This window comes from Photobacterium indicum (genome assembly GCF_003026215.1).
In the GTDB taxonomy this organism is placed as follows: Bacteria; Pseudomonadota; Gammaproteobacteria; order Enterobacterales; family Vibrionaceae; genus Photobacterium; species Photobacterium indicum.
Genome location: NZ_PYOC01000002.1, coordinates 522409 through 536246 on the forward strand (window position 1 = coordinate 522409; position 13838 = coordinate 536246).

3 protein-coding genes are annotated in these 13838 nt (G+C 41.0%); 2 read left to right on the plus strand and 1 reads right to left on the minus strand.

Annotated features, from left to right (window positions below):
* Positions 1-6: 6 nt before the first annotated feature.
* The gene (locus tag C9J47_RS08295) at positions 7-10224 is read right to left on the minus strand and encodes a DUF7507 domain-containing protein (protein ID WP_107253088.1); all 10218 of its coding nucleotides are present in this window, start codon (positions 10222-10224) and stop codon (positions 7-9) included.
* A 570-nt stretch (positions 10225-10794) separates the two neighbouring features.
* Between C9J47_RS08295 and C9J47_RS08300 the strand changes: the two genes are divergently transcribed.
* Together C9J47_RS08300 and C9J47_RS08305 are read left to right on the plus strand one after the other, a co-directional pair.
* Entirely contained in the window at positions 10795-11928 is a 1134-nt protein-coding gene (locus C9J47_RS08300) for a ribosomal protein uL16 3-hydroxylase (RefSeq protein WP_107253089.1), read from the plus strand.
* 364 nt (positions 11929-12292) lie between these two features.
* Positions 12293-13807: an EAL domain-containing protein gene (locus tag C9J47_RS08305; RefSeq protein WP_245903384.1), complete on the plus strand. Its 1515-nt coding sequence runs from the start codon at positions 12293-12295 to the stop codon at positions 13805-13807.
* Positions 13808-13838: the final 31 nt, after the last annotated feature.

Genomic DNA, 13838 nt, shown 5'->3' on the forward strand with positions numbered 1-13838 from the left:
TCTTTATTAGGAACTTATCGGCTTCTTCTTTTGGCTATTACCTGCACTGGTTTTGGCTTGAACGCTAAAGTTAAATTTCGCTAACGCATGGGGGGTAATACGTTTTACTTTAGGGTTCTCACTGATCACCTTCATCCCCGTTGGCAACGAGTCAGAATCTAACTTCACTAGGAAGTTACGCCCTTTCTTATCTGTAACCCATTGGTCGGGAACGTGGTAGCGACCGTATTCATCGGTTTCTATCTTGATACCCTCTGTCGTTATCAAGCGAGCACCAGGAATACCATCTTCATAGACACCTAAATTTTCGATGATGATTTCCCATAAATAACCATCGGGTGCTTTATAAAGATTACGGGTCACATTCAGCTCTTCAGCAGATAACTCTTCTTTAACATCACCTTCTAGGTGGCGTTGAATTTGACCTTGCGCATCAAATGTTATTGTTGTGCCATTATCCGTTTCTATCACCAGTGAAAATGGCGTCATCGTGCGTGTCTTGAATTGGATATATGCCTTATTTGACTGCTTCAACGTGCGGTTTTTAGATTGACCATATAACTCATCAATATGAATACCGTCTATTGCTGGCACCGTATTTTCGTCATCAACCACCACAGTGTGGCCATTAACCTCGAGGGTGGTTGAACCCGCTATATAGTCTTGTGGTTTAACCGTTGTAGTTAGCTCAATATCATCAGCCGTTGCATCGGCTTGGAATCCATCACCATTGAGATCTTCAAACACCTTACCGATTATCGATGCGGTATCGAATAGTTTATCCGCTTCAATTTCCACCGTTGCCGAGCCGGTGTTCGATACATTGCTATTATCAACTTTCGCTACCGCGGTATTAACATACTTACCAAACGTCACCCCTATACTTACCCGCATCAAGTAGCGAATACGTAATTTTTCGTAAGGGTCAAAATCCACTTGAGGGAATTGCAAACTGCCTGATAGCGTAGGTTCTGCTGACACAACCACATCGTCAGAAGTTTCAAATTCACCATCAGCACCGCTTATCACCATCTCGGTAGAATCTGGCACATATTGAAAACCTGCAGGGAATCGGTCATCAACAACAACATTGTTAAAGTAAGATTCATTGTTGTTATCAACAATGATTTCATACTCAACAACATCACCCACTTGCGCGTCAGTCTTTGTCGCGCGCTTAGTAAGATCTAACTCTCCTGTATTATCGGGGATCTTTTTAATATGTGTGGTTGCCTCATCTTGAGTAACCTTGCCATTTTCTTCCGTGGCTTTGAATATATTGGTAATGTCATCATCCAAATGCTTATTGATCGTTGCAACAATCATCATCTCTATATTGTTGCGACCATTCGACTTCATATTTTTGATCACATTGAGGTTATTCTTATTATTTTGGTCACCTTTAATTGTAAAGTGATCGATTAATCGCCCTTCTTCAAACTCACGACCGGTGATCACCCAATCTGTAAATACATCAATACCTTTGGTGTTTTGAAGACCCGCAATATCGTCAAACAATGCTACGTTGGGTGCATTGCCACCACCGGTATTATTAACCGACAATTGATACTGTACCGTTTTGTCATCATCGGTATAAGAATCCTTCTCCACCGTTTTCACCACATTCAGCTTTGAGCCAACAGGCGGTATTTGTAAAACTTCTAATTTGCCTGACGTACCTACCTCAATCTGTTTGGCTAGCTGCCTAGCAGCCCCCGTACCCGGTATATTGATGGTCGAATCTAAAAAGAAAGTTCGCAAATCAATGGGCGTTAACATGTCTTGATTAACGGTGGCTACGATGGTGTATTCAACTTTGCCATGAGGCGCGATATTGATTGATGTTGCTATATCACTATCATCGGTAAACGTACCTGACGTGGTATCAACTCCATCGGTTACGGCTTTAATGGTCCAGCGATCAAACGCATTGTCCTCATGGCCATCAATATAGGTACCCGATGCCTTATTAAACTGCGTAAGCAAATACACGTTTTTAGCAATGCCATCACTATCATTCGCCAATGTTAAGTGGTATTCGATGGTGTTGCCTGGCACGTACTCCTCTTCAACGGCTGTTAATGTGCCTTTCACTTTTGCAGCTACCGTCGGCACCCAGTTACTTTTCACATCATCCCCATTAAGCTGGGCAATGTTTTGAATATCACTGGTTGCATGCTCATTGACTGTGCCTGTTACATCAAACGTAACGGTAGACTTAGGTGCGATATCCACTTTATAGCTGGTCTCGGAACCTTTAACAGTTAATGAGCCTGCTGGTACAACTGTCGGCGTAAAGCTGATAGTACCCGGAATGAAAGCTGGTCCAGTCGTACCGTCAATGTACTTCACTTGAACCGTAGACATATCATCGACGACAATCATATCGTCAATGTAATTTGACGAGGTATTTGCAATCGTCAGTACGAAGCTTAATGGCTGATTAGGTGTATATTTTTCTTCAACACTGACTTTACTCACACGCGTTGAGGTCGGTGCAGGCTCGACAACTGCATCATCTTCTTGAGAAGCACCGTCAGCATCGGTGATAACCGCTGTATTTGTGATGGTGCTAATCGCATGGTCTTGAACTTTCGCCGTTACAGTGAAGGTCACCGTATCTTCTGGCGCAATATCCATCACCGCATCAATATCACTATTGTTGGCAGGATGATAAATCTTGCGGGTATTTGCCATCACGACAGTTTTACTATCACTGGCTTTGTACTCGACTTTCCAGTCGGTAAATGCAGGTTCAGACATGCCCAAATTAGTATCAACAACTATGTTGGATATCTCATCGGTTAGCGCAATATTATTGGCAAAAGATTGCGATTTGTTATGTACATCAATGTGGTAAACAACCTTGCCACCATCGGTATAAGTTTTACTTTCTGAGGTCTTGGTAATTTCAACTTCTGACTTTGCAGCAGGCGTTACTACACTTGCATCTTGCCCGCTGGCTGACGCGTTATTGGTAATGTCGCCAATAACGTTATCTGCAACCTTGGCTTTAATCACAAAGATGACTGATTCATTCGGCGCAATATCTGCCTTCACCGTTTCGTCAGTGGTTTTTGCCACAATACTGTTGATGACGACTGGATCTTCAAAAATAATCGAACTGACATCAAAGGCATTGCCTATTGCAGGCACAGATGCTGATCCCCCTGCAATTTCTGCCTGGATCTTTGATACTTCGTCCCTTATTGCAATGTCATTTGCCCAGCTGCCAGAGATATTGCTAACCGTGACCGTATACGTTAGTTCCTGCCCTGGTACATATTCAGCAGCATCAACTTTTTTCGTAATTTCAAGCGTTGATTCTTTAGGAGTAATGACCACCTCTTCAGAGGCAATATCATTAGCGAACGCGGTATTGGGAATATCGCCGACAACATCGGCAGCCACTGTTGCTTCAAAGGTAACTGTCGCTTTACTTGCGGGACCAATATCTACCATTGCCGATACGCTGCCATCTGGATTGGCAAAGACAAACCCCTCGCCGTCGACTACGCCTGAAATCACTTTTAAGGAACTGATATCAAATGCTGGCCCTGTTTTTCCCCCCGCAACTTCTACATTAATCGCAGCTATATCATCGGTAATTTTCACATCATTCGCCCAAGCATCCGTCGTATTCTCAACAACTAAGCTATAGGTCATGACTTGACCCGGAATAAACGTGGGCTCATCGACACTTTTTATGATGGTGAAAATGGCTGTTTTCGGGGTAATAACGACTTCTGCCGATTTATCGTTGGCATTCGCAATATTACTGATCTCACCGACTACATTTGAAGCCACATTCGCTTTGATTGTAAATACCACATTGCTATTTGGTGCTATATCAGCGGTGGCATTCTCACCAGTACCATCAACAAAGCTCGCCCCTTTCGCAATATCGACAGTGATAGTCGCGGCATCAAATGCTGGTCCCGTTATTGCGCTGCCTGCCGTTGAGTCATGTGCGATTTCAGCTTCAATTTTTGAGACCTCATCACTAATCGCAACATCGTTAGCCCAGCTATTCGTCGGGTTAGACACTGTCACGGTATAAGTAATCAATTGACCAGGTACAAACTCTTTTGTATCTGCTGTTTTAGTTACCTCGATATCAAAAGGTGCAGGCTGGATAATAACGGTTTCTGAAGGAATATCATCGGCTGTCGCGGTGTTCGAAATCTCACCGATAACATTGTCAGACACAATCGCTGCAATCGTAAACGTAATGGTATCGCCCGGCTTTATATCTGCGATCGCTGAAATAGAACCATCAGGATTAGCCGATACGTAACTCTCACTTTGCTTAACAGATAACGATGATGAACTAAAGGCTGGTCCAATATTCGATGTAGACGAACTGCCCGCTATTTCAGCTGTAATTGCACTAATTGGATCTTTTATTACAACATCGTTCAGCCATGTATCACCGGTATTGGTGACTGTAACGGTATAATTAACAGTCTGCCCCGGAATAAACGTATCTGTATCAACCGCTTTATGAATTTCTAGCGAAGATGCCTGTGGCGTAATAGGATCGGTTGTATCATTTTGGCTATCGATAATCGCAGTATTCGCATCAATAGTGCCTAACGCATTGTCTTTTATTTGGGCTTTTATGGTGAAAGTGATCCCTTCTTTTGGTGCAATATCAGCTTCAAGATCCAAGTTACCTGTTGGTGAATAATTCGGTAAATAGGTATCTTTTTCGAGATCGGAACCTCGGCTAATTACATGGGATACAACCCAAGAAGAGAACGCGGTTTCTGTCTTATCACCAGCAAGTTCAACCATGATTTTGCTTATTTCATCTTTCATGGTGATATCATTCGCCCAACCGTCAGATTGGTTATCGACTGTTATTTGGTATTCAACCTCATCACCCGGTAAATAATGGGTGTCCTTTGAATATGTCGCCCCGCCTACTGATACAATCGTTTTATGATGTTCCACTTGCTTAGGCTGCGGGTCCAATACCGCAGTGGCAGATAAACTGCGATTACTATTATCTCGTGATAATCCTGCTGCTGCTTTCAAATGAGCAGTATTAGTAATTTGACCCAACGCAGTGTCGCGAATAGTCGCTTTTACCGTAAATTCAATGTAGCCAAGTGGTGCAATATCGATATCGGTATCAATATCGACATTATTCCCCCCCGTAAAACCGCCTACATTAGTAATACCGCTTGATTGATCAACAGATACATTCCATAACACGAACGGATTAGCCGTTGGATTCTCTTTACCAGTACCAGACAGTTCAGCAATATCGGTGGTGATTGACGACAGAATATCGGAGAGGTGTTGATTGTAGATAGTACCCTGCTTGGTATTTTCAAGGCGGATCTTATACACAACATCTTGGCTTGGTAGATATTGAGAAATAGCCTTGCCTGCTGAGTCAAACACTGCTTTTTTTAGAGTGACTTTCGCTGGCAGCATTGTTGAAACAGGAGAGGCCTTTTCTAACCCATAAACATCAACGGTATTGCTAAAGTCACCCACCGCTTTATCACTGATTTGGGCTTTGATAATGTAATCGACAAACCCATCGTGACCAAGATCGGCAAGAGTATCGATATCATGGTTATCGCTGGTTGAGCCAGCATTAGACACACCACCAGAATCTTTTTCTGTCGTTATCTCCCAACTAGTAAATACTTGTCCTATCGAATTATCAAAGTACTTCGTTTTAATGCTTTCTATGGCGTCTTTCACCGGAATATCAGCAATATTACTGCTACTGTTATTTTGGATATGAATGCGATATTCAACGCCGCCACCCGGCATGTATCCATTGTTGTTTGGCAGCTTATCGCCATCGACATCGTAATACGCAACAATCTCTTTGCTGACATCGTACTGGCGGGTTTCAGGGCGAGTCGTCACACTGGTCGTATTGCCATTCACATTTAGGACATTCAGAATGTCGCCAGCAGCTGTTTCAGCAACTTTCGCTATTACGTGATAAACGAATTTACCCCCGAGCGGGATATCTGCCATTGTATTAAGATCGGTGTTATCGGTATAACTTCCTGGTGAAGCGAACGATTTGAAATCACCAGAATATACTGGTTTTATGGTCCATTCAGTGAATGCTTTAATTAAGTTGTTATTAACATCTGTCACTTCCACAGATGAAATAGCATCTTCAATATTCACATCCTGTGCATGCGCCTTGCCCGTATTCTCGACGGTCAGTAAATACTCAAGTGTTTTGCCCGGTGCATAGTTCGCTTCAACTGTTTCTTTCTTATATTCAATCTGTGCTGCATAGGGCTTCACAATTAAACCATCATTATTGATCTCGCCAATGGCATCATCACGTATCGTACCTGTAATGGTATAAACCACCTTATCGTGCGGCGCGACATCGATAATAGTATTTAAATCGGTATTGGCTTTTACAACACCATCCAATGTTCCATCTGTCGAGCCACCATCTTTAGGAATGGCATCGTCTATTGCAACATCAACAGTAAACAGTGGGTGGGTAGGATCATCGTAGGTGGCAAAAGGGTTGCCTTCACCGCCGTTTAACAACGTAACACTTAATTTGCTGATCTCATCTTGAATAGCAACGTTATTAAAGTAGCCTAATGAAGATGAAGCAGTGATGGTATACGTGACTTTATCACCGGGTTTATACATCGCGGGGGACACTTTACGAACAACGGCCCCACCAGATTCCGCACGGTGGTTTTGCACTTTTGCAAACGCTTCATACGTGTGCTCTTTCCCATTACGATCTATCGAAACAACATTCAGATACGCAATGTTTTCAAGGGTATCTTCGATAACGTTATCTTTCACAATCGCGCTTATGTAATAAACGGCTTCAGCTCCCGGCTGTAGCGTTATGTGATCATTAAGATCGGTCGTACTACCCGGCGGTATGATTTGTTCGCTAGCTGACCCTATCGTTCGTTCTACTCCCCAACTTTCGAACGCTGTATCTTCATTAGCATCGGCTTTATGACCGTCTTTATCATTCGCGGTTTTAACCCCTATTTTTGATAACTCGTCAATAACGGATACATCATTCATTACATCGTTGGAATGATTCGTTACCGACACGACATACATATGTTTCTGACCAGGGTGGTAATACACTTGCTCAGAGTACTTATCGATACTGACACTGATATCTTTATCTTGTTTGTCGATATCTGCTGACTCATCAAACTCACGATTGTTTTGATTGTCATACACTTTTACAGTGTTGGTGATTTTTCCACGATCGGGAGAGCCATCGACGACAATACCCGTTACCTGAAAAGTAATTGCAGAGTCGGGGGCTATATCGACCTCGGTCTTAATATTTTTCGTGGTTTTAGCTGAGTTGTACTCTTCATCAACACGCGTACCTACGCCTGTTTTTTCATAATCTATCGTCCATTCATTAAATAGTCCCAAAGAGGCAATATCATCAAACACAGTAGTATCATTGGCATAACCATCACCAATATTTTCAACCACAATGGTGTAAGTGACCTTTTCACCCACAGCGTAATAAGGCTGGCTCACGTCTTTGGTAACACGTAAATTAGGCTTTTTAGGCTGACTAATCGCATTACCAGTCACATCATCAGTCACATCACCAGTCACTAGCATGGCATTAACTGAGTTTGAAAACGGGCCCCAAATAATATGATCTTGCGTACGCTCTTTTAATTGGCCGACTACGGTATAAATGATTTTCCCGCTGGGAGGAATATCCGCGTAAACATTAAGATTCTTATCCTTAACTGAACCACTAATGCCAGAGTCGGCTTCATCACCTTCGGCAACCGCAGTAATTTTCCATGATTCAAACGGATTTTCGGCAGGACCAAATTCTAAAAGATCAGCGCGAATGCCTTCAATGTCATCAAAAACATGCACGCCTTTAGCAAAACCTGCATAGTCGCCATTCTTGACTTCAATCGTGTAGGTAAAGGTATTTTCAGAATCACTGTACGTACCGTGATCAACATTTTTGCTAATGGAAATATCATGGATATACGGCGTAGAGCCAACTTCTGAATTGCCCCCATCACCAGCCGTCACTTTGTTGCGGATTTCATCGTTTACTTTCACATTCGTTTTAGCTGTAACGGTATATGTGACAGTATCACCAGGATAAATAGTGGCATGGGTGTGAATATCAACGTTATCATTAATGGAACCGTCTAAGTCAGGCTTAGTCGGATTGGTTGCTGCGCCTGAAGTATTCGTCGCAGAGGCAACTACCGTCCAGCTATCAAACGCCTTAATATCAACATCATCAACGCTACCTGCCATTACATCCGAAATAGCGTCATCAACAGGTACATTAATCACATACCCTTGCGCTGGGTTTTCAATAGTGATGGTGTAGGTAAGGTTATCGCCGGGAATAAATTGAGTTTTATCGACTGTTTTCTTTACTTGAATTTTGCCTTTTGGCATTTCAAGCCCTGAACCGCTCTCATCAATAGCATCACACCCGGGGGTATCACGAATATGACCCACGCTATTTTCAGTTACCAATGCTTCAATGTGGTAAACCACTTTACCATTGGGCGCTAAGTCAGCCACAAATTCAAAATCGCCACTTTGTTGGCTAGTTTTATTCGCAACCAAACCAGCGTCAGTACCCTCGCCAATTTCTTCAACACTCTTCACTTTCCAGCCAGAAAACGCATCCGATGTTGAACCGTCAGCTTGCTCTGTTTGCACACAGGTTGTGAGGTTATCCACCATGGTGACATTGTTAGCAAATTTATCGCTGTCATCATTTTCAACTGTGATGTCATAAGGCACCCACTGACCGGGAGAGTATTGGGTTGCCGTGGACTTTTTGCTTGCTGATGCAGTATCTAATACGTCTAGGTTAGTCGAAGTGGCAACATCAGAAGTGGCGACTTGAGCACCCGCACTATCATTGATTTGGGCACTATTATCTATTGGAGAAATCGATACCGATTTTGTTACCGCTTTAATGGTGTATTTAACCGATTCATTTGGTGCAATAGAGACCACATCATCTAAATCGACACCTGAGGCTTCACCCGCTAGCTTTAATGCAGACTGACTGTTGGCCCCTATCGACGCCACTTTTATCGTCCAGCTCTGGAATGGGTTAGCACCTACATCGGTATGATCATGCTTAGCTGATGCATCGTTAGCTAACAACGATGAAATATCACTAATCGCATCTTTTACCTGATATTGGTAGGCAATGCCACGCCCTGAGTTTAATGCGGTAATGGTATACGTCAGCTCATCACCTACCTGATAATCATTTTTTTTATCAACGGTTTTCGTAATAGAAAGGTTAGGCTTGGCAGGGTTTATAACAATAGTATTTGAAGGATTAGTTACTGAGTGGGCTGTCGCTTCTGCCGTATTATCAATAGAAGAAACAATATTAAGTACAACGGTTGCCTTTATTTGGTATTCAACCCATCCACCAGTATCAATACTTACATTCGTTGCACTTAAATTGCCAGATGAATTAAAACTACCGACATTTGATCGCGAACCGGATTTTGAAGCTGTAATCAAGGTAGAAGAAAAAGCAGGAACTGGGAGACCGTCAATCGAGATGGCTTGAATTGCCATAACGGCATCGGCCACTGTCATATTTTTAATAGGCGATGTACCGCTATTATCAATATGGATTTGGTAAGTAATCACTTCGCCTGGTGCAAAGTCCCCTTCGACTACCGTTTTACTGACTGAAAAATCGTATTTAATTCGCTTAACAGAAACAACATTAGATTCAATCGTCTCATGAGGGGCGGCAGTTACAAAAGAGCCACGAGCATCAATGGAACCAACAACGTCATCAGCAACCCTTGCTGTAAGATGATAAGTGATTGTATCACCAGCAGCTATCGTCACATTCTGAGCATATAGATTCCCCGAAGACGAAAAATTACCAGCTGATGATTTAGCAGAAGAAGCATCAGCTGAAATTGAAACCGAAGAGAAGGCATTACCCTTTCCACCACTATCAATGTCTGCTAAAACAGCAAGCAAATCACTTTTAACTTCAATGCTTTCTACACCGCGTCTAGCTGAGTTAGTAACAACTAACTTATAATCAATGTTATTGCCATTATCATATTCTTTACTGGTACTTGAGAGCGAAATAGCCACATTGCTGCTGGCAGCAAAAACATTACCTGAAAAAATGACAGACAAAAGAAAAACACACAGGGGTATGAACCTGACTTGAGCTAAACCGTTATTCATAGACTTGCTGCTGACCTTGCTTCGTTATATTAGTTATATTTTGTTTTAACGAACACATGCCTACGCTTCATATCAAGCATTAAGATCGTCAAATTTAGTCAAAGTCTAACAAGTCAATAATTTGGCGTTAAATAATAAAAACGCGGAAAAAATCACGTCGGTATTTTATCTTCGCTCATTTTCTAAATAATAAATTTACCTTTTACCCCCCTAATGCTTTCCTAATCGAGCCATCACTATGGTTTAACAACTGAAGTCTCAAAAATAAAAATATCAAATATTGTCCCCTATATACAGAGCAGCAATACCGAAACCATCAAAAGCACTTAAAAAACAAATCACTACAAAGACAATCAGACAGATTCAGACTAAAACCACTCTACTTTCAAAATAAATTTAACAATAAACATTCAGTTTCGACACGAAAATGAATCAAAAAAAAGCCAATAAACACCGTTCTATTCACCAAAACTTTGGCGTAAGAAATACCCATCATTAAATGATTTTTTATCTAGCATGGTGTGCTTTGCGCTATAATCGGCACTAAGCTCAATAATTAATAGTTTGAACATGTACCAGTTAACCTTCTCGTTTGAAGAATTTCTTGCCGAATTCTGGCAGAAAAAGCCTGTTGTCATAAAAGGTGGTTTTAAAGATTTCATCGACCCAATCAGCCCTGATGAACTTGCAGGATTGGCAATGGAAGAAGACGTCGATTCTCGCTATATCGCAAGAAACGGCGAAGAGTGGGACGTTCGTCATGGTCCTTTATCCTTTGATAATACACCAGAAGATCACTGGTCATTCATTGTTCAAGCTGCGAATCATTGGCATGAAGGTGCTGCTCGATTAGTTACACCATTTCGTCAATTACCCAACTGGTTATTTGATGATTTAATGATCAGCTATTCAACGCCGGGCGGTGGTGTAGGTCCACATATTGATCAATATGATGTATTTATTATCCAAGGTTCAGGTAAGCGTCATTGGCGAGTTGGTCCTAAAAAAGATGATTATGAAGAAGAACTCCACCACCCAGAGCTTCGTCAAATCAAAGGCTTTGAGCCAATCATTGACGAAGTAATGGAACCTGGTGATATTTTATATATTCCGCCAGGATTTCCGCACGACGGTTACGCGATAGAAACATCCATGAGCTTTTCTGTTGGCTTTCGCTCACCAAAGAAGCAAGAATTATTAAGTAGCTTTGCTGATTTCATTATTTCTAACGATATTGGAGATGTGCATTACCACAACCCTTCAATCCCGGCTCGCCAAAATAGTGGGGCAATCTTAAAAGCAGAATGTAATGACCTTGAAGCAATGATGCGCAGCTTATTGGATCACCCTAATTTAATGAAACAATGGATGGGCGAACATCTAAGCCAGAGCCGCCATGAACTCGATATCATTGCATCAGAGCCACCTTGGCAAAAAAATGAAACCTATCAATTTTTAGAAGATGGTGAAGAGTTCAAACGTTTAGGTGGTTTACGTGCTTTTTACCACCCAGAACAACCTAATGTTTTGTACATAAACGGTGAAAAATTCGAACTACCAGAAGAGTGCGCAGAAGCTGCTAAATGCCTATGTGATGAAGAACAAGTAAACCTATCCTTGCTTGGAAAACAGCTCGATCACCCAGCCTTCTTAGCAATGCTGACACAGCTTATTAATATGGGTTATTGGTATCCCGTTGAGTAATATTCAATAATCGTTTAATTTCCGCACCAAACAAAATGTTTGGTGCTACTTATTACTAACATTCTCCCCTGGTATTTTCTATTAATCGCCCTAGTAACCCCCCTTCAAGACATACAACCTAAGCTCTTGATTTGAAAGAAAACAAACCTCAACCAACGACCATTTCGCCCTATATAATGCGGCATAATAAATAATCATAAAAACTAATTATTTAACAAATATGTACTTATCAATATGATTAAGAACAGTATTGCCCATTATTTTGTTAAATTGTTCCATTGCTATTCACTTAGATAAGCCGCCTGTGAACATGAAAAAGAAATCAACATACATGCTTTCTAGCCTAATAATTATTGTGCTCTGTATGATAATAGGATTCGCAGCTTTATTAATATCTAATAATGCGAACAAAGTACTTTTTAAATATCACTTCAAATATGCAGAAAATCAACGTATTGAACAATATTTTGAACGAGTAAGAGCGACATCTATATTACTTGATAACCTTCAATATGAACTCAACTATACCTGTGATAATCAGGATATCGATACGCTAGAACATGCAAGCTATTTTAACGCTGAAATTAGGCGTCTAAGTTTGCGTACGCCAAATGGCATAACCTGCGGCGACATGGTAGATACGCTTAATATTTACGCAAAACCAAAACAAGAGATTTATCTGAACCAGCAAATTAGTTTAATTGCTAATACCTCAAAAGACAGAACAATTATTCAATATCATCGCCAAATATTAAAAGGATTCATGACGGTAGATATCACGCCACAAGATCCCATTAGTCTACTTAAAAATGAATGTGACGGTTGCTGGCTACAAACAGTAGAAGGTAATGGCATTATCCTCTACACCGGGAATGCTAATCGCGCTGAAAGTAAAATATTTAATTCACCTCTACAGCTGAATAAAGACTTAACCGATCAAGTCGTAAAACCCATATTATCGATGCCATTACTTGATAACGCTTGGATTAAATATTACGTAGCAGATAATGTCATTCAGCATTATCGCGAAAACATTCGCCCCTATTTGATCATACTGTTATGCAGCTTAACGCTCATTTTACTCGTATTAATGCATCGTCGCTTTCATAACGGAAAGATGCTAACATTTTTGTTAATCAAAGCATTGAAACAAAATCGATTAATACCTTTTTATCAACCTATCGTAAATGCTGAAACAAACCATATCTGTGGCTATGAAGTACTTATGCGTTGGGAAACCAAAAAGGGGAAAATCATTCCGCCAGATGTCTTTATTCCAGAAGCTGAACTCAATGGTTTAATTGTTCCAATGACTGTACAGCTAATTGAAACTGTTGCTAAAGACATCAAACGCCTTGAGGTTCAGCACTCAATAGCACCACTACCACACTATTTTAGTATCAATGTATCTCCTGACCTCATTCAATCTACAGCATTAATTAATGTAATCAAAATGACACTAAACAAGTTTAAATTACAACCTCATAACTTCTCATTTGAGCTAACAGAACGTACCCCTATTTCAGACTTTGATAAAGCTAAAAATGTGTGTGATTCATTGAATGAATTAGGTATCCAAGTGAAACTCGATGATGTAGGTAATGGCTATTGTGACTTTTTAGCGCTTCAGAAATTACAAGCAAGTACGATAAAAATAGACAAAATATTCGTGAAAAATATTTGCGACCATAACGGTATGGTTATTATTGAGTCGATTGTCGCTTTTGCTGATAAAGCAGAAGTTGAAGTTATTGCTGAAGGCATAGAAAATAGAGAACAAGCCTCGGCATTACTCCGAGCTGGCGTAAAGTATCACCAAGGATATTACTACGGTAAACCAGTCCCTTTCGATAAAATAAAGTTTAATCTATTCGAATAACTTTATACCCAAATAATGAACATAAATGATA